Raw genomic sequence first — 24817 nt, forward strand, 5'->3', positions numbered from 1 at the left:
TTCTCATGAACATCGAACACGAGGCACCGCCGACGCCTCCCAAACTCGTGTACAGGTGCTGTCGGTTCTCGTGAACAAAGCCAATCGCCAGCATCGGCGGATCAAGACGTCCCCCCGCGCGCTCGGCTTGTGCAGTTGCGGCTCGCATCACCGAATCTGCGCACGCGGCGATGAGCGCGCTCGCTCCGCCGCCGCCGTCCTTGCTGAGCAAGAAGAGTGTGTCGGTGGAGGTGACGAACTGCGCCGGCCGGAACTCGGGTACATCCTTGTGCGGTGTCACCCATGCCGCGATCTCTGCGTTGAGCAGGGCGGAGGCGTACTGGCGGGCGGTCTCGTAAATCCCGTCTCTCGTCTCCGGCGGTCCCTCCACGGTCCCCTTGAGCTGGGCGGCGACGGCGGCGAAGTCATGGTCGCGGAGAATGTCGAGCGGGGTGCGGTCGGCCGGAAAGGCGAGCCAGGCCATGATGTCGGTGATCGGCCGCTCGTCGAGCGCCGCGGCCAGGAGCAGTTGGCTCAGGATGTTGCTGCCGGCCTTGGACCAGAAATCGCCCTGCTGGCTCGCGTCGACGCTCGCGGCGAGGAAATGGCCGGCCAGCCTGTTAGCGCCGTCCAGAGTCGTTGCGCTGGCGAGGGGGTTCCACCACATCTCGCACCGCATTCGTACCCAGCGGATCATGGTGAGCTACGGCGAGCCGAGTCACCCGGTCGTCTACACCGTCTCGACCGTGAGGCTCTGACCTGCGCGTATCCCGCTTCAGGCGCGGCCGGTGGCCACGCCCCGGGCGTCCTCGTGCCGGCTCTTCCTGACCCGGGCGTCAGGACCGCGTCGGAGAGTCGGTAGCGTGGTCGGGTGAGCGAGAAGACCCTGCAGCACCGGATCGACGGCCCCGACGACGCCCCCGTACTCGTACTGGGCGCCTCGCTCGGTACCACATGGCATATGTGGGACAGGCAGATCCCCGAGCTGACCCGCCACTGGCGTGTCATCCGTTTCGACCTGCCGGGACACGGCGGCTCGCCCGCCCACGCGGCGACCTCCATCGCCGAGCTGGCCGACCGGCTCGTCGCCACCCTCGACGCCCTGGGCGTGGAGCGCTTCGGCTACGCAGGCTGCAACATCGGCGGGGCCATCGGCACCCAGCTGGCGCTCACCCGCCCGCACCGGGTCACGTCGCTGGCCCTGGTGTCCTCGTCGCCGCGCTACGGCACCGCCGACGCCTGGCGCCAGCGCGGCGTGGTCATCCGCACCAACGGGCTCGACCCGATCGCCCGCACCGCCCCCGAGCACTGGTTCACCCAGGGCTTCGCCGGTGCCCAGCCCGCCATCGTCGAGTGGGCCGTCCAGATGGTGCGGACCACCGACCCCGGCTGCTACATCGCCGCCTGCGAGGCGCTGGCCTCCTACGACGTACGGTCCTCCCTCGGCCGGGTCGGCGTACCCACGCTCGTCGTCGTCGGCTCCGAGGACCAGGTCACCCCGACCACCGACGCCCGTAGCCTGGTCGCCGGCGTACCGGACGCGAGCCTGGCGCTGGTGCCCGGCACCTCCCACCTCGCGCCCGTCGAGCAGCCCTCGGCCGTCACCGAACTCCTCATCCGGCACTTCACCACAGCCTGGCACGACAAGCCGGGCCCCGGCGGCCAGGCCGCGATCGGCGCCGCCGCGCCCAAGCCGCAGATCGCGCCCCCGCCGCCCCCGCAGGCGCCGCCCGCCGCCATAGAGTCCGGCCTCGCCCAGCCCGAGCAGGACCGCGGCGGCACGTACGAAGCGGGCATCAAGATCCGCCGCGAGGTCCTCGGCGACGCCCACGTCGACCGGGTCCAGGCCGCCGCCGACGACTTCACCGGCGACTTCCACGACTTCATCACCCGCTACGCCTGGGGCGAGACCTGGACCCGCCCGGGCCTGGACCGCCGCACCCGCAGCATCATCACGCTCACCGCGCTGGTCGCCCGCGGCCACCACGACGAGTTGGCCCTGCACACCCGCGCGGCCCTCCGCAACGGCCTCACCCCCACGGAGATCAAGGAAGTCCTGCTGCACACCGCCGTCTACTGCGGCGTCCCGGCAGCCAACTCCGCCTTCGCGGTCGCCCAGCGGGTGATACGGGAGGAAACGACACCGGAGGGGTGAGGCGCGCCGGGCGGGCGGGGCGGCTGCGGGCGGGGTGCGTTGCGTGGCCGGTTCTCAGCGCTTGCCGACTCAGGCTTTCGCCGCCCTCGGCGTCTGCGGCTCGGGACGTTTTGCCTCGGCGCCTCCGGGGTTCGCGGTTTCGTCGGCGCGTCCGGGGTTCGCGGTTCCGACGGCGCCTTCGGCTTTTGTCGTTTCCCCTCGCTGCCCTCAGGCTTTCGCCGCACCCCTTTTAGTTTTCCCCGCCGCCCACCCCCCTTCGGGGGGTGGGCGGGTGTAGTGACGCGGGTGCCCACCCCTATCGGGGCGGGGAGGGCCTACCGGGGCGGGTGCCCACCTCTGCCGGGCGGGAGGGCCTACCGAGGCGGGTGCCCACCCCTACCGGGCCGGGAGGGCCTACCGAGGCGGGTGCCCACCCCTACCGGGCCGGGAGGACCTACCGGGGCGGGTGCCCACCTCTGCCGGGCCGGGAGGACCTACCCGGGCAGGTGCCCACCCCTACCGGGGCAGGGAGGACGCACCGGGGCAGGGAGGAAAGGTCGAGGGGGGAAGGGGCAACGGGACGGCCACCGGGACGGCCAAGGCACGTAGCGCCGCCGTCGGCCCACGGCACCCCGAGGTACCCCCACCCACGGCAAGATGGCACGTATGGAACTCACCAAGAAGACCCACGCCTGTGTCCGGCTGGAGAAGGACGGGCAGACGCTCGTCATCGACCCCGGTGTCTTCAGCGAGGAGGACGCGGCCGTCGGTGCGGACGCGATCCTGGTCACCCACGAGCACATGGACCACTTCAACGAGGACCGGCTGCGGGCGGGCATGGAGGCCAATCCGGGCGCCGAGATCTGGACCCTGGCCAGCGTCGCCGAGCAGCTCTCGGCCGCGTTCCCGGGCCGGGTGCACACGGTCGGCGAGGGCGACACCTTCACCGCGGCCGGCTTCGACGTGGAGGTGCACGGTCAGCTGCACGCCGTCATCCACCCCGACATCCCGCGCATCACCAACGTCGGCTATCTGCTCGACGGCGGGGCGGTGTTCCATCCGGGTGACGCGCTCACCGTCCCGGAGGGCCGTACGGTCGACACCCTGCTGCTGCCCGTGCACGCCCCCTGGAACAAGGTGGCCGAGCTCATCGACTATGTCCGGGCGGTCGCGCCCCGGCGGGCCATCGACATCCACGACAGCCTGCTCCAGGACCGCGCCCGTCCGCTCTACGACGCCATGATCGACAAGTTGGGCGGCACGGACCACGGCCGACTCACCCCGGGCACCAGCACCACCGTCGGCTGAGCCCCTGACTGTCAGTGCCTCGCTGTAGGTTTACAGACATGCGCATCGCGACCTGGAACGTCAATTCGATCACCGCCCGCCTCCCGAGGCTGCTGGCCTGGCTGGAGCGCACCGGCACGGACGTGCTGTGCATCCAGGAGACCAAGTGCACGGCCGAGCAGTTCCCGCTCGACGAGCTGCGCGAGCTCGGCTATGAAGCCGCGGTCAACGCCAACGGACGCTGGAACGGCGTGGCTCTGCTGTCCAAGGTGGGGCTGGAGGACGTCGTCATGGGCCTTCCCGGCGGCCCGGACTACGAAGGGGTGCAGGAGCCGCGCGCCGTCTCGGCGACCTGCGGCCCGGCCCGCGTCTGGTCGGTGTACGTCCCCAATGGCCGCGAGGTCGAGCATGCGCACTACACCTACAAGCTGGGCTGGTTCGAGGCGCTGAAGGCGGCGGTCGCCGAGGACGCGGCGGGCGCCCGCCCGTTCGCGGTCCTCGGTGACTACAACGTCGCACCGACGGACGAGGACGTCTGGGACCCGGCCGTCTTCGTGGGCGCCACCCATGTCACGCCCGCCGAGCGTGCCGCCCTGACCGCCCTGCGCGAGGCGGGTCTGACGGACATCGTTCCGCGCCCCCTCAAGTACGACCGTCCGTACACCTACTGGGACTACCGCCAGCTCGCCTTCCCCAAGAACCGCGGGATGCGTATTGATCTGGTCTACGGCAACGAACCGTTCGCCAAGGCCGTCTCGGACGCGTACGTGGACCGCGAGGAGCGCAAGGGCAAGGGCGCCTCGGACCATGCACCGGTCGTGGTGGACCTCGACGTATAGGGATCTCGACGTGCAGGACCTCGGCGTATAGGGATCTCGACGTGCAGGGATCTCGGCGTATAGGGACCTCGGCGTATAGGGATCTCGACGTAGAGGCCGCCACGTCCCGGACCCCTTGGCCCCGGACCTCACCCCAGCCCCCCGGACCTCACCCCAGCCCCCCCGGACCTCACCCCCGCCCCGGCACCAGTGCCCAGAGGTTCACCGACTCGCCGAGCGCGTTCAGGCCCGTGTCGCCGGGGTGGAGATGGTCGCCGCTGTCGTAGGCGGGGAGCATCCGCTGAGGTTGCTGTGGGTCGCGGAGGACGGCGTCGAAGTCCAGGGTGGCGTCGAAGGCGCCGGCGTTGCCGCGTACGAAGGCGTTGACGGCCTGGCGGCGGGCGTCGACGGCCGGGGTGCAGTCGGGGTAGCCCGCACAGGGCCCGACGGTCGCGACCACGACCCGCAGCCCTCGCTCGTGCGCCCGCCGGGCGATGGCCCGCAGACCGGCGATGACCTCCTCGGCCGAGGCGCCCCAGCGCACGTCGTTGATGCCCTCGAAGACCACCACCGTCCGTGCCGACGGCTGCGCCAGCACATCGCGCTCCAGCCGGTGCTGGGCGCTGACCCCGCCGGTGTCCGTGCTGACCCCGTCGCCCTGGTAGCGGTCGGCGACGACGCGGTTCGCCGAGATGCCGTGGTTGAGCACGCCATAGCGGGGCAGCGCGCTCTGCGCCTGGAAGCGGCGGGCCAGCACATCGGGCCAGCGCCGGTTGGCGCCGCGCGTCGACTTCGCCCCGTCGGTGATCGAATCGCCCAGCGCCACGATCGAGCCGGGACCGCCGTCGACATCAACACCCGTCAGGAACGGCCAGATGGCCATCGTCTCCGGGTAGGCTCCGCCCCCGACGTCCCCCGTACGGTCGCCGCTGCCCGCCGCGCTCAGATACGACAGCTGGGTCGCCTCCTGGTGCACCGGCGCTGCCGTCACGGTCCCCGGCAGATGGATGCTCACCAGCAGATCGGTGCCGGCGGGGACGGTGAAGGGCGCCGGATCGCTGAAGGCCTCGGCGCCGGCCGGTATTCGGGTGCCGGTCCGACCCCGCCCGAAGGTCAGCGGGACCGGCCGGCCGTCCGCCGCCGCCCCCGTGCCGCGCACCGCGACGCTGGCCGTCCCTATCTCCACCGGCGCCGCCGCGAAGGTGTTGGCGATCCGTATCCGAGCCCGCGGGCCGCCCGCGCCGCTGTGCACGACCAGCCGCAGCGTACGGTCCGTCCAGGGCCCGACCGCCCGGTAGCCGCCGGTGCTCGCCGCCCAACTCCCGGTCCGGCCGCGCCCGGTGTCCCGCACCGCCACCGCGAACACATGCAGTGCGCCCGCCGTTCCGGACGCCTTGGGCAGCACCACCGCAGCCACTTCCCGGCCGGCCCGCAGCGGTACCGTCACCGCGTACAGCCGTGCCGTCTCCGTCAGCTGTCCGCCCGCGCCGTTGATGTGCGGCAGTGCCACCGCCTTGGTGCTCAGCGGCCCCGACCGCCAGTCGGGCGCGGTGAGTTCGTAGGAGCCGCGCGCTCCGTCCCGGTAGCGCACGGTGCCGTAACCGGAGGCCGTGCCGCCGGTCGCGGCGACCAGAAATGTCATCGCGTCGCCCCGGCCGGGCACCGCCACCGCCTGTCCGTCCGCGACCACATTGTCCGGTGTCCCGGGCGCGGTTTCCGGCCATCGGAGCCGCGCTCCGTCGATCCTGAGGACGCTCCCGGGCGTCCAGCCGGCCGCCGTCAGGTCCTGTGCGGACAGTGAATGGCCCGCGCCGTCGAAGTCGGCCGCGCCGGGTCCGGAGTGGCCACTGACCGCCGTGTTGTCGAAGAGTGTGGCCAAGGGCGACGGCCGGTGCGGGTGTTGCGCCGGGCCGGCCGTCGCGGCCGTCGCCGTGCCGACGGTCGTGGCCGGCAGCGCCGTCGCGGTGAGCAGCAGTGTCAGGGTGGCGCCCCATCGTCGTACGCGCATCGGTCGGTATCCCTCCGGGAGGCGTCAACGGGCAGGTGTGAGCTGCGATCCGGCCGTTCCCGCGAGGGGCGAGGGGCTCCTGCGGATCCAGCGGATCCGATCCGAGCGCCATGAAGGTAGGCAGGCGGACAGGGGGCGTCAAGGGGACGAACGGCGCGCGCTCGCGCCGCGCGCCTGTGGCCCCGACCACAGGTCGGGTGGGACCCTGCACACCATGAACATGTCTTTCCTGGACAAGTGGCGCAAGCGGCAGCATGCGCACCGGTCCGTGCCGCTCGCCGAGTCGGTGCGGGCCGATCCCGAGAGCGTCGTCGAGCTGCTGTCCGAATGCGAGCTGCTACGGGCCCAGGCCGCCACCGCGGGGGTGGAACTGGACGACTCCGTACGCTCGTTGGAGGCGCTGGACCAATTGCAGCCCGTCTGGCGGGACGATCCGGAAGTGCTGCCCTGGCTGGGCAATGACGCGGGCCTCTACCTCGGCACGGTTCTGGTGCGTACGGTACGGGGCGCCGTCTGGCACGTATGGCCGGACGGGCAGCCGGTGGTCCGGCTGGAGTCCGGGCGGGAGATCGATGTGGTCGCGGCGGGCCATGGCTGGGCCGATACCGGTGCGCCCGAACTCTCCCAGGTCTACGCCGAGGTCTCGGAGACCTGACGCCCGCGCAAGGTCAACGAACGGGCCCCGCCCGCCGGGTCCGCGAGACGTTCATCCGTAACCCTTCACCCTGATTTATCTGCCCCTATCTGCGCATACGTGCGTGTCAGTGGAGAAGTGCCCCTTTCGCACCGGTAGGTTGCGGGCTCTCCGCTGTACGGATGAGAGTGGGCAGGTCTGCATATGGCCGGTGATGCGCTGATTGAACTGCGCGGGGTCAACAAGCACTACGGAAAACTGCATGTCCTCCAGGACATCGACCTCACCGTCGGCCGCGGGGAGGTCGTCGTGGTCATCGGGCCCTCCGGGTCCGGCAAGTCCACCCTGTGCCGGGCCATCAACCGCCTGGAGACCGTCGAGTCGGGCATCATCAAGCTGGACGGCAAGCCGCTGCCCGAAGAGGGCCGCGCGCTGGCCCAGTTGCGGGCCGAAGTCGGCATGGTCTTCCAGTCCTTCAACCTCTTCGCCCACAAGACCGTGCTCGCCAACATCATGCTGGCGCCGGTCAAGGTCCGTAAGAAGAAGAAGGACGAGGCAGCACGGCGCGCCCGCGAGCTCCTGGAGCGGGTCGGACTCGCCTCCCAGGCCGACAAATATCCGGCACAGCTCTCCGGCGGCCAGCAGCAGCGCGTCGCCATCGCCCGCGCGCTCGCCATGGACCCCAAGGCACTGCTCTTCGACGAGCCGACCTCCGCCCTCGACCCGGAGATGATCAACGAGGTGCTGGAAGTCATGCGCCAGCTCGCCCGGGACGGGATGACGATGGTCGTGGTCACCCATGAGATGGGCTTCGCCCGCTCGGCGGCCAACCGCGTGGTGTTCATGGCCGACGGCCGGATCGTCGAGGACCGCACCCCCGAGGAGTTCTTCACCGCACCGCGCAGCGAACGGGCGAAGGACTTCCTCTCCAAGATCCTCAAGCACTGAACGGGGGCGCTGCGATGCCGCACAGTCACTCCACGCGCCTGCGCCGCGCCCTCGTGGCCCTCGCGCTCGCCGCGCTCGCGCTGGCCCTCGCGGGCTGCGGCCGGGCCGGCAGCCCGCCCGTCAAGGGCCCCAAGGGCAGTGAACTGCCCCAGTACCCGGTCGCCAAGAACTTCCGGCTGCCCGACTCCCCGACCTGGACGCAGGCCAAGCGCCGCGGCCATCTCGTCATCGGCGTCAAGGAGGACCAGCCCTACCTCGGCGAGAAGGACCCGGCCTCCGGCCTCTACACCGGCTTCGACATCGAGATCGCCAAGATGATGTCGGCCGCCCTCGGCTTCCCGCCCAGCACCATCCAGTTCAAGACGATCGCCTCCGCCAACCGCGAGACCGCCCTGCAGAACGGCCAGATCGACCTCTACGTCGGCACGTACACCATCAACGCCAAACGCAAGAAGCTGGTGGGCTTCGCCGGCCCCTACTACATGGCCGGCCAGTCGCTGCTGGTGCGCACCGACGAGAACGACATCAAGGGGCCGCAGGACCTGGCCGGCAAACGCGTCTGCTCGGCGGCCGGCTCGACCCCGTACCAGCGCATCCAGGCCGAATACCCCAAGGCCGTGCTGGTCGCCTACGACACCTACTCGGTGTGCGTCGACAACCTGCTCACCTACCAGGTCGACGCGGTCACCACCGACGACGCGATCCTGCTCGGCTACGCCGCGAAGGTGCCCGACGAACTGAAGGTGGTCGGCAAGCCGTTCTCCGAGGAGCCGTACGGCATCGGCGTCCCGCGCGGCGACAACGCGCTGCGCCTCGCGCTCGACGACGCCCTCGCCGCGAACGAGAAGAACGGCAACTGGAAGAAGGCGTACGACGCGACCCTCGGCCTGTCCGGAGTGCCCGCACCCGAGCCGCCCCCGATCGACCGCTACCCGGCGACCTGAGTCGCCAAGGAACTGACCGATGAACGTTCTCCTCGACAACCTCTCCCTCTACGGGGAGGGCCTGCTGGGCACCGTCGAACTCACCGTCTACGCCTCGCTGCTCGCGCTCGTCCTCGGCTTCCTCATGGCGGCCTTCCGTGTCGCGCCGGTCGGCTCGCTGCGGGCCCTGGGCACGGCGTGGGTGACGGTGCTGCGCAATACGCCGCTGACCCTGCTGTTCTTCGCGGTGGTGCTGGGCCTGCCGCGCTTCGGTCTCGTACTGCCCTTCAAGCTGTTCGCGATCCTCGCGCTGGGCTGCTACACCTCCGCCTTCATCTGCGAGGCGGTGCGCTCCGGCATCAACACCGTGCCGGTCGGGCAGGGCGAGGCGGCCCGCAGTCTGGGCATGACCTTTCCGCAGACCCTCGGCGACATCGTCCTCCCGCAGGCCTTCCGGTCCGTCATCCCGCCCATCGGCTCCACACTGATCGCGCTCGCCAAGAACTCCGCGATCGCCGGCGCCTTCAGCGTCGTCGAACTGCTCGGCGTCTACAAGCCGCTCAACGAGATGGGCTACAGCATCATCTGGACCTTCGTCTGGATCGCCGTCGGCTATCTGATCGTGACCCTGACCATCAGCGCGATCTTCAACGTGCTGGAGAAGCGCTTCGGAGTCCCCCGATGACCACCGCCCTGTACGACATCCCGGGACCGCGGACCAGGCAGCGGCACCGGCTCTACGGCCTCGGCTCGACGGTCGCGATCCTCGCCCTGGCCGCCTGGATCATCTACCTCCTCTTCGACACCGGCCAGTTCACCGCCGCGAAGTGGACTCCCTTCACCTACAAGGGAATCCAGGAGCTCCTGCTCACCGGGCTGGGCAACACCCTGCGGGCCTTCGGCTTCGCCGCGGTGCTGTCGCTGGCGCTCGGCGGGGCGCTCGCGATCGGCCGGCTCTCCGAACACCGGCCGGTCCGATGGGTGAGCACGCTGATCGTGGAGTTCTTCCGCGCGATGCCCGTGCTGGTCATGATCTTCTTCATCTATGTGGCGTTGCAGGTGGCGCCGCTCCCCGCGCTGGTGGCGGGGCTGACGCTCTACAACGGCTCGGTGCTCGCCGAGGTCTTCCGCAGCGGCATCAACTCCGTCGACCCCGGTCAGCGGGAGGCCGCCTACGCACTGGGTATGAACAAGACCCAGGTCATGACGCATGTTCTGGCGCCGCAGGCGATCCGTGCGATGCTCCCGGCGATCATCAGCCAGCTGGTGGTCACCCTGAAGGACACCTCGCTCGGTTACCTCATCACCTACGAGGAGTTTCTGCACGCCGGCAAGCTGATCGCCTCCAACCTCGACTACGACCTGCCGTTCATCCCCGTCGTCATGATCATCTCGCCGATCTACATCGGGATGTGCATGCTCCTGTCCTGGCTGGCGACCTGGGTCTCCCGGCGCCAGAAGCGCAACATCAAGATCGAGGGCATCGAGGTGGCCGCCCCGGAACCGGGCACGCTGATGCCGGGGGGACCCCGGCCGCAGGCGTGAGAGCCGGGCCCCGCGGCGCCCGGCCCCGGTTCAGCGGATGCGGCGTGCCAGCCAGGGGCTGAGTGCACCGCGGAAGATGAGTTCCTTGTAGGTCTCGTCGCCGGGCAGCGGTACGACCAGCCACCGACCCGGCGGAAAGAACCGCTCCTTGACGTGGGCGAGCCCGCCGTACACCGACCGCAGGAACGCCGGCACCGCATCCCGCGGGACATCGGCGAACTCCACCCCGTCCACGGTGATCCTGGCATCGTCCTCGGGGAACACCTGGACGGTGACCGCGGGCGCCCCGCCCAGCTCCACAAAGGCCTCGTGCGGCAGTGAGCCGTCCGCGTCCCGGACGGTGAACGCTCCGGCCGAGGTGCGGCGGGAGGTTTGATCCGCGCCGATGTCGTCCGTGACGGAGATCTCCAGGTGGTACTCCGCCGCGATCTCACGGATGGCGGTGACGGCCGACTCGGTCGTCGGCAGATGCGAACGCCTCACACCCGCCACTTCCCGTCCCGCATCAACTCCCGGTCCGCCAGCTCGTTCTCCTCGCGCCAGACCAGCACCCGGCGCGGCCGGAACGCGAGGAAGACCCAGGCACCGCGCCCCCGGGGATCCCAGCCGAGCTTCTTGACGAAGGCCTCACCCGCGTCGTCCGGCAGCGCGTCCGACGCGATGACCTCCGCCGTGCTCTCGATGAGCACCACATCCCGGGTGCGCCCCAGCGCGACCCAGCACGCGGCCTGTGCCCTGAGGTTGCGGGCCGTCGGATTGGTCCCCTTGGTGGCCATCACCAGCTGCTCGTCATGCCACACGAACGACAGCGGTACGAGGCAGGGCGGGCCCTCGCCGGATGCCGAGGACACCCATGCATCCTCATCCGTCTCCAGACGCCTGAGCGCATCACGCTTCCGCTGCCCGGCATCGCGTGCCGGTGGATTGCTAACCATGTCCGGAGGCTACCGATCGCGCGCCGCCGCCACCTCGGCCACGAGCTGTACGTCGCAGGTCGTACGACCGGGCGCGGGCCGTTTGGTACCCCGCCGGGTGCACGCCGGTTCCCCCGTCCGGCGGAGAAAGGCAAAGCCGGCTCGCCCGGGGAGATGAGTGATCGTCGGCCCACGGCGCGATGTGCGGGGGCGCCGTCGCGTGGAACCGTTCCCGGTGAGCACGTTGCCCGATGTCCCTGCCAGGAGGCCCCCGCCATGTCAGCCGTCACCGTTCCCCGCGGGCCCGTAGCCGTCGCCGAGACCCCACCGCCGTCCCGCCGGGCCGTCCGGGCCGCCTACGCCTCCGCGTTCTCCGCGACCCTCGGATTCATCCCGCTGCACGCGGTCTGGGCACTGGGCATCCCGCTCTGGGCCGACGAGGACAAGTTCCGGAAGTGGTACGCCGGCGGCGGCGGGCCCTATCTCTTCGTCCTCAGCGCGCTGGCCCTGATGGCCGGCGTCCTGGCGCTGAGCCTGGTCCGGCCGTGGGGGCTGGTGTTCCCGGCGTGGGTGCCGCTCGCACGGGGGCGACGGGTCCCGCGGCGGACACTGACGGCCACGGCTTGCACGGTGTCGGCGTTCCTGCTCCTGTACACCGTCTGGGCCGCTGTGCAGATGGTCGCCCAGTTCGACGACGAGGGCATCTTCAGCTCATGGGTCGTCGTCTACGGGATTCCGCAGTTCCTCGTGTGGGGAATCGGTCTCTTCATCGCCGCGTGGTCCTACCGGGCGCGGACATCCTCGCCGCGCTGACCCGGACCGGGCGGGGCGTCGCCGGACGCCCCGCCCCGCTCGGGTGGGTTACGACGCCTCAGTCGCGCACCGGCACCGACACATACGACGGATCACCGTCCGGCGAGGAGAACGTCAGCCGGGCGCCGGCCGGGTTGTGCTCGATGTAGAGCGGGTCGACGGTGTCCACGACCACCGCGAGCCGGTGCCCGGCCGGCACGTCGTAGGCCGTGGAGAACAGGTCCAGGTCCACGCCGAAGGGCTGACCGGGGGTCTTGCCGTGGAAGGTGAACGGCGCGTGGGTGACCAGCCTGCCGATGCCGAGCGGGCCCACGTCGTAGAGGTAGGCGATGGCGGTGCCGCTCTCGGCGGTGCTGGTCATCGTGGTGTGCAGATGTGTGGTTCCGCGGACCCGCTGCCCGGTCTCGTAGCGCTCGGACTGCCAGACGGCGGCCAGGGAGCGCGGCAGCAGCGGTATCGAGGCCATCGGCGGCAGCCTGAAGAACTGGTCCAGCATGCTGGAGAGGAAGATCAGCCCGCCGTTGGCGCCGGAGTCCCAGTTGGTGTTGATCTGCTTGCTGCCGCCCAGTTCGATCCTGCGGTGCGCCGACGGTACGTCCTTCCAGCTCTTGTAGCCCTCGTAGGCGCCGGTGGAACGGGACTTGAGCAGTACCGGCGACTCGCGGTCGATGCCGTTGTCCGCGCCCTTGAGGTAGTGGTCGAACCACCGCTTGGTGTTGGTCCAGGTGTCGTCGGGCAGCCCGAACAGCCCCAGAGCCTCGGCCGTCGCATGGTCACCGGGCCGGAATTCCAGCCGCTTGGGGCCCTTGAGCTTCTCGTAGAAGTCGGCGTACTGGTTGGGCGGGAACAGCGAATCGCCCCATGCGTTGCCGAGCATGATCGCGGCGCCATTGGCGTTGATCTTGTCGAGATAGGTGGCGGGGGAGCGCTTCTTCCCCCATGCGATCAGGTCGTCTTCCTTGGCGAGGTTCGAGGCGAGGAAGTCCTTGAGGACCGTACGGAGTTCGGGGCTGGGCCGCCCGGTCAGCTCACCCGCGCCACCGAGCATCGCCGCCGCCTGCAGATGCTGGGTACGTCCGCTGTAGATCGAGCCGATGAGGTCGCCCCAACCGCTGAGCGCCGCAACTGCCTTGATCCGCTTGTCGAAAGCGGATGTCAGCAGGCTGATCCCGGCACCGTACGAGACCCCGCCCATGCCGACCTTCTGCGGATCGGCCGGCGTGTTGGCCAGCGCCCAGTCGATGACCTTCGAGGCATCGGCGATGTCCTGCGGACCGGCCGTCTCGATCTGCCCGCCGGACTGCCAGAACCCGCGCGAGTTGTATCCGACGACCACATAGCCCGCTTCGGACAGCTTCTTGGCCTGCGCCATGTACTCGACCTGCGGCATCGCCCAGCTGGTGGGCAGCACGATGACCGGGTACCGCCGGGTGCCGTCCGCACCGGCCGGCGTGAAGACGTTCGCCTTGAGGGTGACTTTGCCGTCGCCCTCGATGTCGACGAACCTGACGGAGGAGGAGGCCGCCGAAGCCGCCGTCGCGGGGGCGGATTCCGGTGCCGCTGCCTCGGCGTGGGCCGGTGCGCCGGTGAGAACCGTGGTGGCGAGCACCGCCGCCGAAACGGTGCCGATCGCGGCGCGCAGAGTCGTGCGGGAGGGCGTCATCTTCTGCTCCAGATCTCGATGCGAGCCGTCGCACGCTGTCCGAGGACAGGAGGGGCGTACGGCGGCCCGATTTGACTGGAGAGTAAGGTCCATCCCTTACCTGAGGTAACCCGTCGGTAGGTTACGGGTGGGTAACGTCGTTGGGTCCAGGGGGAGTCGGCGCGGATGGTGCTGATGGGGTGGGTGTGTATCAAGTTGCCGAACGAGGGAGGGGAAATGGCGCCCGGGACGCCGTTCGACGCGAGTGAGCGCCGGGCGTGGGCGAACAGCGCCGACGCGTACGAGGCGAGTTTCGGCAGGCTCTGCGCCCACCCGATTCCGCGCCTCCTGGATGCCGCCGGGGTGCACGCGGGTACCCGGGTCCTGGACGTCGGAACGGGTACGGGCTCGGTCGCCGTGGCGGCCGGTGCCCGCGGGGCACGGGTGACCGCCGTCGACGCCGACCCCGGAATGGCCCGCCGCGCCGCCCACGCCGCCCCCGACGCCTGTGCCGTCATCGCCGCGCTCCCGCAACTCCCCTTCCCCGACGGGCAGTTCGATGCCGTCGTGGGGAACTTCGTACTCAATCACGTGGGGCGGCCACGAGCGGCCCTCGACGAGCTGCGCCGGGTGACCCGGCGGGGCGGCCGTATCGCGCTGACCCTCTGGGCGGCCCCCGCGGCGCCGGGCCAGGCACTGCTGGGCCGGGCCGTACAGGCGGCCGGTGTGACCCGCCCGCCGGATCTGCCGGCACTGGCCCCCGAGGACGACTTCCCGCGCACCGAAGACGGTCTGCTCGGTCTGCTGCGGGGCGCGGGCCTGGCGGATGCGGCCTGTCTGCCGCTGTCGTGGGACCACCGCACGACACCGCAGGAGTGGTGGCGGGGGCCGGCGGCCGGGGTGGCGACGATCGGCCGGATCGTGATCAGCCAAGGACCGGCCGTGACCGAGCGCATCAGGCGTCAATTCGCCGTACTGGCCGAGGAGTTCACCGACCGGGACGGCTCCTTGGTGCTGCCGCACGCGGCGCTGCTGGCCTCCGGACGGGTGGCCGGGTCCGCGTGATCCGCCATGCCCTTCGGACGTCAGATCGGCGCGGCACCGGGCATGAGCGAGCGGGATCTACGACGCGCACCGAGGCGATGGGCCGGCGGCCGTCAGGAGGGTGAGCGATGCACCTGGAAGGGGGCGAAGCTCTGCGCGACCGGCATGAGTTCCATCGTGTTGATGTTGACATGGGCCGGCTGCGAGGCCGCCCAGTGCACCGAGGCGGCGATATCGTCGGCGCCCAGCGGCCGCATTCCCGCGTAGACGGCCTCGGCCTTCTTCGCGTCGCCCTCGAAACGCACCGTGGAGAATTCCGTTCCTCCGCACATTCCCGGCTCGATGCAGGTCACGCGCACGCCCGTACCGTGCAGATCGCTGCGCAGATTGAGGCTGAACTGATGGACAAAGGCCTTGGTGGCGCCGTAGACATTGCCACCGGGGTACGGATAACTGCCGGCGGTGGAGCCCAGGTTGATCACATGGCCCTGGCCGCGCGCGACCATGCCCGGAAGAATGGCCCTGGTGCAGTGCAGAAGCCCCTTGCAATTGGTGTCGAGCATCTGCTCCCAGTCGTCGAGAGAGGCTGCCTGAGCCGGTTCGAGTCCCAGGGCCAGCCCGGCGTTGTTGATCAGTACGTCGATGGCGGCGAACTCCGGAGGCAGGGTGCGGACGGCCTGTGCCACCGCTTCCCGGTCCCGTACGTCGAGTTCGAGCGCGAGGGCGGCCGGGCCCAGTTCCGCGGCCAGCTCGGCGAGTCTGTCGGCGCGCCGGGCGGCGACGATGACGCGTGCACCGTCCCCGGCGAAGCGCCGCGCGATCGCCGTACCGAATCCGCTGCTCGCACCGGTGATGAACACCGTGTTCCGGCGGGTGGTGGTCGTGGTGGTCGTGGCGTCCTGAGGAGTGGTCATGGTGCTCAGCTTTCCCGTGCGGCCGGCGCCGCCGTTTCTGTCGTTGCTGTGGATTCCGGCACTTCCGGCACTTCCGGAAGTGAATTGAGGAACTTCTCCACTACGGCGTTGAATTCGCTCGCCCGCTCCAGATTCGGCATATGGGCCGCCTGCTCGATGATGGCCAGTTCGGCGTTGGGAATGCGCTCGTAGATGTCACGGGCGTCGCTCACCGGCGTGTATGCGTCCTCCGTGCCGACGACGACCAGTGCCGGTACCGAAATATGCGACAGCAGTTCCGTGTAATCCGGGCGCTCGGCGCGGCCGCGGAGTGCGGCGGCCGCTCCCTCGGGGGCCGTTCCCGTCATCATTCGCAGGACGTGTTCGGCGACATCCGGCTGTGTGGCGATGTTGTGCGGCGAAACCATCTTGGACAGCACCTGGTGCGCATAGCCGTCCATCCCCTCACGGAGGAGACGCTCCGCCATCTCGTATCGCGCGGTCCGGCCCTCCTCGGTCTCCGCCGCGGCGAAGGTGTCGGCGAGCAGAAGTGCGCGAATGCGGTCCGGGAAGAGCCGGTAGAACTCCATGACGATCTGGCCGCCCATGGACAGTCCACCGAGGACGAAACGCTCGATCCCGAGATGGTCGAGCAGGCGGACGATGTCCCGGACGAAGGTCTCCAGCGGGGTCTTGCCCGCAACGACCGTGCTCTGTCCGTAGCCACGGAGATCCGGGGCGATCACCCGTCGCCCGGAGCGGCTGAAGTGCTCGATCTGCGGGCGCCACATCGAGCGATCGAAGGGGTGTCCGTGCACGAGCACCAGCGGCTCGCCGCTGCCCTCGTCCTCGTACCCGACAGTGACGTCCTGGAAAAGCACCGATCCCATGGCAGGCATCCCCTCTGCGGCGACTTGACGCCTCGATGCTATCGAGGGCAATCTCTCGGCACAATGTAAATAATGTACTCGGTGCAATGTGGGAGTGATCGATGGACGACTATCGCGTGATTGCCGATGAACTCGCGGCCGATATCGCTGCCGGCCGGCTCCGCCCCGGTGACCGGCTGCTGCCGCTGCGCCGGTTCGCCCGTAACCGGCGCATCGCAAGTTCGACGGCAGCCCGGGTGTACCGAGAATTGAGCCGACGAGGTCTGACGGTCGGAGAGGTCGGCCGCGGCACCTTCGTCCGCACCGCCGCGCTCTCGGCCGAGCCCGCGCTGGCCGAGCCGGGCGAGGCCCGTATCGACCTGGAGATGAACTTCCCGGTGCTGCCGGAGCACCCCGCTCTCCTCGCCAAGAGCCTTGAGCACCTGCTGCGCCCCGATGCCCTGGCCGCCGCCCTGCGCCCGGTGGGCGCCGTCGGCACCGCCGCTGCCCGGCAGGCCGCGGCCGCGCACCTCGCCCGTGGTGACTGGGCGCCGGACCCCGGGCAACTGCTCTTCGCGGGCAACGGCCGCCAGGCGGTGGCCGCCGCGATCGCCGCACTGGTCCCGGCCGGCGAACGCCTCGGCGTCGAAGCGCTCACCTACCCCGTCGTGAAGGGCATCGCGGCCCGCCTCGGCGTCACCCTGGTCCCGCTGGCCATGGACGAGCACGGTCTGACGGCCGAGGCGCTGCGCACCGCCGCACCGCTGCGCGCCGTCTACCTCCAGCCGGCGCTGCACAATCCGCTGGGCATCACGATGCCCGCCCGACGTCGTGCCGAACTCGCCACAGTGCTACGGGAGTTGGGCATCCCCGCCATCGAGGACGCCATCTACGGATTCCTCCGCAACGACCTGCCGCCGTTCGCGGCTCTCGCGCCGGAGCGCACGGTCGTCGTCGACAGCCTCTCCAAGCGACTCGCGCCCGGCTTGTCCCTGGGCTTTCTCACGGTTCCCGAAGGCACCGCACACGACTTCGCGACGGCCCTGCGATCGGGCACCTGGACGGCCCCCCACTTCGCGCTGGACGCGGCAACCCGCTGGATGGCCGACGGCACCGCGGCGACCATCGAAGCGACGAAGCGCGACGATGCCGCGGCCCGGCAGCGGATCGTCGCCGAAAAGCTCGCCGGCTTCAGCGTCCGGGCCGATCCGCAGGCGTATCACTGCTGGTGGGAACTGCCGGATCCCTGGCGGGCCGACACCTTCGTCGCCGCCGCTGCCCGCCGCGGTATCGCCGTCACTCCGTCGGGAGCGTTCGCCGTCGGACCGGGCCACACGCCCAACGCCGTACGGCTGGCACTCGCGTCCCCGCCCCGTGACGCCCTGGCCGATGCGCTCGGCGTCCTGGCCGAGCTGGCGCAGGGCACACCGGAGGACACCGGGCCGGAGTGAGCGCGGAGTCCCGGCCTTCCGTGCACCGCTCAGGTGCCGCTCATCATCTCCGCGAGTCCGGTACGCAGGTCCTGCACGTTCATCACGGGCTGGAGCGAGACCTTGGCGTTCAGATCCATGAAGAACGATTCGAGGAGGCCCGGCATCTGTGAGGACTGCTGCATGTCGAAGTAGAAGAAGGCGGTGCGGTCGCCGCCTTCGAGCGTGAAGTAGGCCGCCTCGGGCTGCAGGGCGGCGATGGCCGTCTCCATGATCTTCGACAGGGTGCCGTCTTTGATCACTTCATTGCCTGCGTCGGTCGGTATCTGGGCCTTGAGGACCATCCTCATCGGGTTCACCCCTCGCGTGTCCCTGATTGTCCTGTATGAGCCTCTTAGTTCTCAGGGTCTCACGGTACGGGCGCGGGGGTCAGGGGTGCGGGGGACCTCGCCGGGGCTGGTCAGGGGCCGGTCGGGGCCCGGTCAAGAGCCGGTCAAGAGGGCCGTGGGGCGGCCACTGGGAGGGACTTCCTCGCCCGGCGGTACCGGACCCGGCGGAGTGCCGTCACCGAACGGCCGGCCGCCCAACTCCTCGCGGTGGTGCGGCGTCAGCCAGCCGGAGAGGTCCGGTCCGAGGGGGACGATGCCGATCGGGTTGATGCCCGTGTGTACCCGGTAGTAGTGCTGCTTGATGTGGTGGAAGTCGACGGTGTCGCCGAAGCCCGGGGTCTGGTAGAGGTCCTTGGCGTAGGCCCACAGCACGGGGTCCTCGGCCAGCTTGAACTGGTTGCATTTGAAGTGCCCGTGGTAGACGGGATCGAACCGGACCAGCGTCGTGAACAGCCGGATGTCGGCCTCCGTGAGGGTGTCGCCCACGAGGTAGCGCTGGTTCGACAGTCGCTCGGACAGCAGGTCCAGCCGCCGGAACAGATCATGGAAGGCGGCCTCGTACTCGCTCTGCCCGGTGGCGAAACCGGCCCGGTACACACCGTTGTTGACGTCCCGGTAGACGCCGGCCATGACCACATCGATCTCCTCGCGCCAGCGCTCCGGATATAGATCGGGCGCGCCGGGCCGGTGCAGCGCCTTCCATTCCGTCGCGAAGTCCAGGGTGATCTGCTGGAAGTCGTTGGTGACGAGCTTCCCGCTGGGTACGTCGACGACGGCGGGGACGCTGACCCCGCCGGGGTAGCCCTTCTCGCGGGCGTTGTAGGCCTCGCTGAGGTAGCGGATGCCGAGTACGGGGTCGCGGCCGTCCGGATCCAGGGTGAAGCGCCAGCTGCGGTCGTCCTGGAGCGGATCGGGGATGGCGAGCGAGAGCGCGTCTTCCAGGCCGAGCAGCCGTCGTGAGATGACGGCGCGGCTCGCCCAGGGGCAGGCGCGGCTGGCCACCAGCCGGTAGCGGCCGGCCTCGACCGGCCAGCCGTCCCGGCCGTCCGCCGTGATGCGGTCCGCGAAGTGGCTCTTGGAGCGCTTGAAGGGCCGTCTGCCGTACTCGGTGTTGCCTTCCGTCGTACGGGCCGTCGTACCGGCCGTGGTGCCGCCGGTGTCGCTGTCGGTGGGGTGGGGCATCACCGACTCCTTCCGTCTGCGGATGCTCGGAGTCCTCAAGGCGAGCCTTCCCGGACCGGCGCGGGTATCCCCGTGCGTCAGCCGCCCGGCGCACTGCCGGGTGCCGGCATCCGGATCCCTGCCGGGCCCGCATCCGGATCCCGCCGGGCCCGGCATCGGTCCGGTCCCGGCCGCAGCCGGTCCTGCCTCAGCCCAGGTGCGTCAGATCGGGCCGCAGCCGATGCCAGATCGGGTGCCGCAGCCGGCCGGCCGCGGTCCAGCCGGCGAGCGTGATCTCGGCGACGAGCCGGGGTTCGGCCCAGTGGGCGCCCGGTGCGTCCACGGGGTTGATGAAGGGGGAGCGGTCGAGCGGGATCACCCCCAGGTACTGGGCGAGCTCCTGGCGTTCGTGGTCGGACAGGCCCGAGCCGACGGAACCGACGTACCGCAGTCCGGACGGTTCCGCCACGCCCGCCAGGACGGCACCGGGGAGCCCGGTGAGCCCGCCGTGGCCCTCCGTCCAGCCGCCGATGATCACGTCGAGGGTCTGCAGATGCTTCGTCTTGCGCCACTCGGGTGACCGGACGCCCGGCAGATACGCCGAGGTCAGCCGCTTCGCCACCACGCCTTCGAGACCGCCCTGCAACGAGGCCTGCCACGCCTGCTGCCCGTGCCCCTCCACATACGCGGGCGCCGACCAGTTCGGGCCGCGCAGGCCCAGCCCGGACAGGACGGACCGGCGCTCGTAATACGGCGAACCGAGCAGCGATCCGCCCAGGTACATGATGTCGAAGAGGACGAGGTGTGCGGGGTACTCCATGGCCAGACGGGCGGTGCGGCGGGGGTTCAGCACGCCCATCCGGCGCTGCAGCAGCCCGAAATCGGGCCGCCGGCGGGCGTCCAGCACCACCACTTCGCCGTCGAGCACCGCGGGCCGGCCACGAAGTTGCTCGCCGAGGGGTGCCAGCTCCGGGTACGTCGTGGTCGCGTCGTTGCCGGCCCGGGTGATCAGCCGGATCGTGCCGTCACCGGGGGTGTTGACGATGCAGCGCGCGCCGTCCCATTTGGCCTCGAACGCCCAGGCCGCCTCCTCGTGCTCGGCGGGCAGCGGGCCGACCGTGGCCAGCATCGGCCGGATCACGGGGTAGGAGGAGGCCGAGCCGGGCTCGGCGGTCGGGGCCATAGTTCGATGATCGGGCGAGGCGGGGGCCTCCGCAGATCGGAGCCGGGGCCGGATCCGGGGCCGCCGGTCCGGTCATGCGGGCCGGTCCGCGTCCTGACGGACCGTGGTGAGGTCGATGTGCGAGAGGTGCGAGAGGTGACTGTCGCCGTACCCGACACGTCTTACACCTTGCGGAACACCAGCAGATAGCGCCAGAAGAGCAGCCTGCCGATGCGGCAGCCGGGAAGCAGCGCCGCGGCTTCCCGGCGGATCCGGGACAGCGGCACGGTCGGGGGCGCGGTCGGCGCCCGCACCGGGGTGGCACCGGCCGGCCGGAGTTTGTCCGCCAGACCGACCGCGAGTCTGGCCAGCGCATTCACCGGGACGGCGGCCAGGCTCCAGACCAGGTCGAGCGGTGACTTCTCCGGGTAGCAGCCCAGGATGACCAGCACGCCGCCCGGTGCGAGCGCATCGCGCAGCGCGGCGACGGTGTCGAACGGCATGTGGTGGATGCTCGCCAGGCACGAGATGAAGTCGTAGTGCCGAGCGGGTAGTTCGAGCCCGGTGACGTCCGCGTGCTCGAAGCGGGGCGGCCGTCCGCCGCCCGCCGTTTTGGCACGAGCCTCCGCAAGGGCTTCCGCCGACGGATCGACGGCATGCACCTCGATCCCCCGCGCGGCCAGCCGGCGTGCGAACCGGCCGGTCCCGCAGCCGACATCGAGCGCGGCACCGCAGTTCTGTGGCACCTGCCGTAACAGCAGACGGTGATAGTGGTCGTTGTGATCGAACGGCATGGCCCGACTCTCCCACGGGTTCTTTACGATCATTGATGGAGAGATCGTCGAGCGAGGGTATGGGGCTGTTGATGAGTCAGCTGTGGTCGGAGGGTGTCCGGTGAGCCGGGCGGTGTTGGTGACCGGGGCCTCGCGGGGGATCGGCCGGGCGGTGGCCGAGCTGTTCGCCGCGGAGGGGGACCGGGTCGCGCTGCATTACGCGTCGCGGCGGGAGGCGGCCCAGGCCGCGTTCGCGGGGCTGGCGGGGAGCGGGCATGTGCTGGTGCAGGGGGATGTGAGCACCCCGGAGGGCGCGGCGGCGATCGTCGAGGCGGCCGTGGACGGGCTGGGCGGCGTCGATGTGCTCGTCAACAATGCCGCCGCGAATGTGGCGCACCCGTTGGACCGTACGTCGTTCGAGGACTGGCAGAGCGCCTGGCGGCAGGTGGTGGACGTGAATCTGCTGGGGGCGGCGCATATGAGTTACTGCGCGGCGCGGAACATGATCGAGCGGGAGGTCGAGGGGCGGATCATCAATATCGGGTCGCGGGGCGCGTACCGCGGCGAGCCGGATCATCCGGCCTACGGCGCGTCCAAGGCGGCGTTGCACGCGATGGGGCAGTCGCTGGCGGTTCATCTGGCGCCGTACGGGATCGGGGTCGCGTCCGTGGCGCCCGGGTTCGTGGCGACCGAGCGGGTCGCCGGACGCCTCACGGAGGAGGTGCGGGAGCAGAGCCCGTTCGGCCGGGTCGCCTCGCCGCGGGATGTGGCGTCCGCCGTCCGCCATCTCGCCTCGCCGGAGGCGCTCTGGTCCTCCGGGGCGGTGCTGGACGTCAACGGGGCGTCGCATCTGCGGTGAGGACGCGTCGTACCCGTGAGACGCGTGGCACCTGAGAGACGCGTCGTACTTGAGAGATGCGTCGTACCTGTTTGCGGAGACGGGGAAGCCCCGGCCGAACGGGGGAATTCGGCCGGGGCGGCTCGGGGGCGCGGGTGGTGACGGCGGTGGCCGGTGGGGTGGCTGCCGTACGGCGGTGGGGCCGGCTCCCTCGGGGAGGGCCCTCAGGCGCCGTCGTGATGCCGGCACCCGCTTCCAATTGAACGATAAACCATTAGGTGGGGTTTCAGGGCGCCGAGTGACCGGTCTCACCCTTTTGGTACCCGTTTGCCCCGCCGGAGACTTGCGCCACCAAGCAAGCGGTTGCGCCACCAGGCAAGCATCGATGCCGGTCGGGCGGGTGCCGGCCGCCTCGGTCATCGCGGGGCCCTCGTCAGGGCTCGATGCGGATCGGACGGTACCCCTCGTCCAGCAGACGCGGCAGATACCACTCCAGGGCGTCGACGGTCTGCGAGCGCTCGCCGCCCCCGTCGTGCGAGAGCACGATCGCGCCGGGGCGGATCTCGTGCATGACCGTGTCCGCGATGATCTCCGCCCCCGGGCCGGTCCAGTCCTCCGAGTCGATCGCCCAGCCGACGGGGGACATGCCCAGTTCGTTGCAGATGCTCAGCGAGGGGTCGTCCCAGGCGCCGTACGGGGCGCGGGCCAGGTTCGGGGCGGCGCCGAGGACATCCTCGATCAGGCTGCTGGTGCGGCCGAGTTCGCTGCGTACGGCGCCCGGCGGCAGCAGGGGGAGCTGCGGATGGGACCAGGTGTGGTTGGCGACGGCATGGCCCTCGTCGGCGATGTCGCGCAGCAGGCCCGGGAACGCGACGGCGTTCCGGCCGATGACGAAGAAGGTGGCCTGGGCGTCGTGGCGGTGCAGGATCCGCAGGATGTCCGGGGTGTGGTGGGGGTGCGGCCCGTCGTCGAAGGTGAGGAAGATGTCCCGGCTGTCGGTGGACAGCGTGTAGGCGACATCGGGGTGGGGCGGTGAGGCGCCCGGGCCGGAGAGGGCGGTCTCGCCGGCCATCGGGTGCACGCGGTACTCCGGGGCGTTCGCCGTACCGGCGTGATCGGCGGACGGCGGCGGTCCGGCCGCCGCGGGGTGCGGGTCCGTGGGGCGGGCCCGGGCCCGTTGCGCGGGCCGTGTCTCCGGTGCCTCGGTGTCCGCGGCGAACAGGGCGCGGCCGGTGGAGAGCGCGCCCAGCACGACGGCGGCCTGTAGGAACTTCCGCCGGGTATTTGTGCGCTTATCCGATTTCACCTTCCACGTGCTCTCATGCGGTCTTGGGTGAGAGCGGGAGCGACACCGGGGAGGGTGGGTTCCGTACCCGATCGGCTGGCATCGGCGGGGTGCGGCCGGGAGGTTCCCCGGTCCGCGAGCCGCCCCCTCCGTACGCAGCCGGGGCCCGTTCGCCGTTCAGGGGCTGACGGCCAGCACGATGTACGCGGCCAGCAGCGCGAGATGGACGCCGCCCTGCAACGGGGTGGCGCGGCCGGGGATCACCGTCAGGGTGCCGACGATCACGGTCAGCGCGAGCAGCACCATATGGCTGGCGCCGAGGCCCAGGATCAGCGGGCCCGGCAGCCAGACGGTGGCCAGCGCGACCGCCGGGATGGTCAGGCCGATGCTGGCCATCGCCGAGCCGAGGCCGAGGTTCAGGCTCGTCTGCACCCGGTCGCGGCGGGCCGCGCGCAGGGCCGCGATGGTCTCCGGCAGCAGCACCAGCAGCGCGATCACGATGCCGACGACGGACGACGGTAGACCGGCCGCGGCCACACCGGACTCGATGGCCGGCGACACCGCCTTGGCCAGACCGACCACCGCGATCAGCGCCAGGGCCAGCAGCCCCAGGCTGCGCAGCGCGGCCCGCGCCGACGGCGGTTCGGCATGGTCCTCGGTGTCGATCACCTCGCCGGACGAGGTCACCGGCAGGAAGTAGTCCCGGTGCCGGACGGTCTGGGTGGTCACGAACATGCTGTAGAGGATCAGCGCGGCCAGGGCGGCGAAGACCAGCTGCGGGGTGGAGAACTGCGGCCCCGGCGCGGTGGTGGTGAACGTCGGCAGCACCAGGCTCAGCCCGGCCACCGTCGCGACCGTCGCCAGCGCCGCACCCGTGCCCTCGGGGTTGAAGACGGCCACCTTGCGCTTGAGCGAGCCGACCAGCAGACACAGCCCGACAATGCCGTTACAGGTGATCATCACCGCCGCGAAGACGGTGTCCCGGGCCAGCGCGGCGCTCTTGTCGCCGCCGTCGGCCATCAGCGTGACGATCAGCGCCACCTCGATGACGGTCACCGCGACCGCCAGCACCAGCGACCCGAACGGCTCACCCACCCGGTGCGCGATCACCTCCGCGTGATGCACCGCGGCCAGCACCGCCCCGGCCAGAAAACACGACACCAGGGCGACCACGGCGACCGGCAGCGACCGTCCCCACGTCAGGGCCAGCAGCACCACCGCCAGCACCGGCAGCGCACCGGTCCAGTGCGGCGCGGTCGGACGGAGACTGGCGATCATGCCGTCGAGCCTGGCAGATCAGCCGGCCGGCTGCCCGTCGGTACGCCGGT

24 protein-coding genes and 1 pseudogene are annotated in these 24817 nt (G+C 70.6%); 12 read left to right on the forward strand and 13 right to left on the reverse strand.

All coding sequences use genetic code 11. The features are described from left to right. Window positions 1-82: 82 nt before the first annotated feature. Window positions 83-646, reverse strand: a pseudogene (locus tag DY245_RS00600) (type IV secretory system conjugative DNA transfer family protein); the annotation flags it as partial. A gap of 204 nt (window positions 647-850) precedes the next feature. On the opposite strand from DY245_RS00600, the gene pcaDC reads away from it, so the two are divergent. The 3 genes from pcaDC to DY245_RS00615 all read left to right on the forward strand — a co-directional run bounded on the left by pcaDC (window position 851) and on the right by DY245_RS00615 (window position 4239). Beyond that, window positions 851-2134: a bifunctional 3-oxoadipate enol-lactonase/4-carboxymuconolactone decarboxylase PcaDC gene (pcaDC, locus tag DY245_RS00605; RefSeq protein WP_128502374.1), complete on the forward strand. Its 1284-nt coding sequence runs from the start codon at window positions 851-853 to the stop codon at window positions 2132-2134. 645 nt (window positions 2135-2779) lie between these two features. Next, window positions 2780-3421: an MBL fold metallo-hydrolase gene (locus DY245_RS00610; protein WP_128502375.1), complete on the forward strand. Its 642-nt coding sequence runs from the start codon at window positions 2780-2782 to the stop codon at window positions 3419-3421. Window positions 3422-3459: 38 nt separating this feature from the next. After that, the gene (locus tag DY245_RS00615; protein ID WP_128502376.1) at window positions 3460-4239 is read left to right on the forward strand and encodes an exodeoxyribonuclease III; all 780 of its coding nucleotides are present in this window, start codon (window positions 3460-3462) and stop codon (window positions 4237-4239) included. 169 nt (window positions 4240-4408) lie between these two features. Here DY245_RS00615 and DY245_RS00620 read toward each other — a convergent pair whose 3' ends face one another. Beyond that, complete coding sequence (locus tag DY245_RS00620; RefSeq protein WP_128502377.1) at window positions 4409-6226, reverse strand: SGNH/GDSL hydrolase family protein; 1818 nt, start codon at window positions 6224-6226, stop codon at window positions 4409-4411. A 214-nt stretch (window positions 6227-6440) separates the two neighbouring features. Here DY245_RS00620 and DY245_RS00625 point away from each other — a divergent pair, with 214 nt between their 5' ends. The 5 genes from DY245_RS00625 (at window position 6441) to DY245_RS00645 (ending at window position 10276) form a co-directional block, all read left to right on the forward strand. Then, window positions 6441-6881, forward strand: coding sequence for a DUF6278 family protein (locus DY245_RS00625; RefSeq protein ID WP_128502378.1), 441 nt, complete (start codon window positions 6441-6443; stop codon window positions 6879-6881). A 183-nt stretch (window positions 6882-7064) separates the two neighbouring features. Further along, window positions 7065-7808: an amino acid ABC transporter ATP-binding protein gene (locus DY245_RS00630; protein WP_128502379.1), complete on the forward strand. Its 744-nt coding sequence runs from the start codon at window positions 7065-7067 to the stop codon at window positions 7806-7808. Window positions 7809-7822: 14 nt separating this feature from the next. Further along, window positions 7823-8752, forward strand: coding sequence for a glutamate ABC transporter substrate-binding protein (locus tag DY245_RS00635; protein ID WP_128502380.1), 930 nt, complete (start codon window positions 7823-7825; stop codon window positions 8750-8752). Between the two features lie 19 nt (window positions 8753-8771). After that, a complete protein-coding gene (locus tag DY245_RS00640) occupies window positions 8772-9416 on the forward strand; it encodes an amino acid ABC transporter permease (protein WP_128502381.1) in 645 nt (214 codons plus the stop codon). Then, entirely contained in the window at window positions 9413-10276 is an 864-nt protein-coding gene (locus DY245_RS00645; protein ID WP_128502382.1) for an amino acid ABC transporter permease, read from the forward strand. The genes DY245_RS00640 and DY245_RS00645 overlap by 4 nt, the downstream gene beginning before the upstream one ends. Window positions 10277-10306: 30 nt before the next feature. On the opposite strand, the gene DY245_RS00650 is transcribed toward DY245_RS00645, so the two are convergent. Both DY245_RS00650 and DY245_RS00655 read right to left on the reverse strand, forming a co-directional pair. Further along, complete coding sequence (locus tag DY245_RS00650; protein ID WP_128502383.1) at window positions 10307-10759, reverse strand: hypothetical protein; 453 nt, start codon at window positions 10757-10759, stop codon at window positions 10307-10309. Next, the gene (locus tag DY245_RS00655) at window positions 10756-11127 is read right to left on the reverse strand and encodes a pyridoxamine 5'-phosphate oxidase family protein (protein WP_425329330.1); all 372 of its coding nucleotides are present in this window, start codon (window positions 11125-11127) and stop codon (window positions 10756-10758) included. The genes DY245_RS00650 and DY245_RS00655 overlap by 4 nt, the downstream gene beginning before the upstream one ends. Window positions 11128-11466: 339 nt before the next feature. On the opposite strand from DY245_RS00655, the gene DY245_RS00660 reads away from it, so the two are divergent. Continuing rightward, window positions 11467-12003: a hypothetical protein gene (locus tag DY245_RS00660; RefSeq protein ID WP_128502385.1), complete on the forward strand. Its 537-nt coding sequence runs from the start codon at window positions 11467-11469 to the stop codon at window positions 12001-12003. A gap of 58 nt (window positions 12004-12061) precedes the next feature. On the opposite strand, the gene DY245_RS00665 is transcribed toward DY245_RS00660, so the two are convergent. Beyond that, window positions 12062-13666: an alpha/beta fold hydrolase gene (locus tag DY245_RS00665; protein ID WP_128502386.1), complete on the reverse strand. Its 1605-nt coding sequence runs from the start codon at window positions 13664-13666 to the stop codon at window positions 12062-12064. A gap of 216 nt (window positions 13667-13882) precedes the next feature. Between DY245_RS00665 and DY245_RS00670 the strand changes: the two genes are divergently transcribed. After that, window positions 13883-14710: a class I SAM-dependent methyltransferase gene (locus tag DY245_RS00670; RefSeq protein WP_128502387.1), complete on the forward strand. Its 828-nt coding sequence runs from the start codon at window positions 13883-13885 to the stop codon at window positions 14708-14710. 92 nt (window positions 14711-14802) lie between these two features. On the opposite strand, the gene DY245_RS00675 is transcribed toward DY245_RS00670, so the two are convergent. Both DY245_RS00675 and DY245_RS00680 read right to left on the reverse strand, forming a co-directional pair. Next, entirely contained in the window at window positions 14803-15603 is an 801-nt protein-coding gene (locus tag DY245_RS00675; protein WP_128502388.1) for an SDR family oxidoreductase, read from the reverse strand. 5 nt (window positions 15604-15608) lie between these two features. Beyond that, window positions 15609-16472, reverse strand: coding sequence for an alpha/beta fold hydrolase (locus tag DY245_RS00680; RefSeq protein ID WP_128502389.1), 864 nt, complete (start codon window positions 16470-16472; stop codon window positions 15609-15611). Between the two features lie 101 nt (window positions 16473-16573). Here DY245_RS00680 and DY245_RS00685 point away from each other — a divergent pair, with 101 nt between their 5' ends. Next, window positions 16574-17902 carry an aminotransferase-like domain-containing protein gene (locus DY245_RS00685; protein ID WP_128502390.1) on the forward strand — a complete coding sequence of 443 codons (1329 nt, stop codon included), beginning with the start codon at window positions 16574-16576 and terminating at the stop codon, window positions 17900-17902. A gap of 29 nt (window positions 17903-17931) precedes the next feature. On the opposite strand, the gene DY245_RS00690 is transcribed toward DY245_RS00685, so the two are convergent. The 4 genes from DY245_RS00690 to DY245_RS00705 all read right to left on the reverse strand — a co-directional run bounded on the left by DY245_RS00690 (window position 17932) and on the right by DY245_RS00705 (window position 21420). Further along, a complete protein-coding gene (locus tag DY245_RS00690; RefSeq protein WP_128502391.1) occupies window positions 17932-18231 on the reverse strand; it encodes a hypothetical protein in 300 nt (99 codons plus the stop codon). A 132-nt stretch (window positions 18232-18363) separates the two neighbouring features. Beyond that, on the reverse strand, window positions 18364-19452 hold the full coding sequence (locus tag DY245_RS00695) for a glutathione S-transferase family protein (protein ID WP_128502392.1): 1089 nt from the start codon (window positions 19450-19452) through the stop codon (window positions 18364-18366). Between the two features lie 187 nt (window positions 19453-19639). After that, window positions 19640-20614 (reverse strand): non-homologous end-joining DNA ligase, encoded by a 975-nt coding sequence (ligD, locus tag DY245_RS00700; RefSeq protein ID WP_128502393.1) that lies wholly within the window; start codon window positions 20612-20614, stop codon window positions 19640-19642. A gap of 161 nt (window positions 20615-20775) precedes the next feature. Further along, window positions 20776-21420 carry a class I SAM-dependent methyltransferase gene (locus tag DY245_RS00705; RefSeq protein WP_128502394.1) on the reverse strand — a complete coding sequence of 215 codons (645 nt, stop codon included), beginning with the start codon at window positions 21418-21420 and terminating at the stop codon, window positions 20776-20778. 67 nt (window positions 21421-21487) lie between these two features. On the opposite strand from DY245_RS00705, the gene DY245_RS00710 reads away from it, so the two are divergent. Continuing rightward, window positions 21488-22225: an SDR family NAD(P)-dependent oxidoreductase gene (locus DY245_RS00710; protein ID WP_128502395.1), complete on the forward strand. Its 738-nt coding sequence runs from the start codon at window positions 21488-21490 to the stop codon at window positions 22223-22225. Window positions 22226-22637: 412 nt separating this feature from the next. On the opposite strand, the gene DY245_RS00715 is transcribed toward DY245_RS00710, so the two are convergent. Together DY245_RS00715 and DY245_RS00720 are read right to left on the reverse strand one after the other, a co-directional pair. Next, window positions 22638-23510, reverse strand: a complete 873-nt coding sequence (locus tag DY245_RS00715; RefSeq protein ID WP_128502396.1) for a polysaccharide deacetylase family protein — start codon at window positions 23508-23510, stop codon at window positions 22638-22640. A gap of 156 nt (window positions 23511-23666) precedes the next feature. Then, complete coding sequence (locus tag DY245_RS00720; RefSeq protein ID WP_128502397.1) at window positions 23667-24767, reverse strand: calcium:cation antiporter; 1101 nt, start codon at window positions 24765-24767, stop codon at window positions 23667-23669. Between the last annotated feature and the right edge of the window lie 50 nt (window positions 24768-24817).

The organism is Streptomyces inhibens (assembly GCF_003389455.1).
Lineage (GTDB): Bacteria > Actinomycetota > Actinomycetes > Streptomycetales > Streptomycetaceae > Streptomyces > Streptomyces inhibens.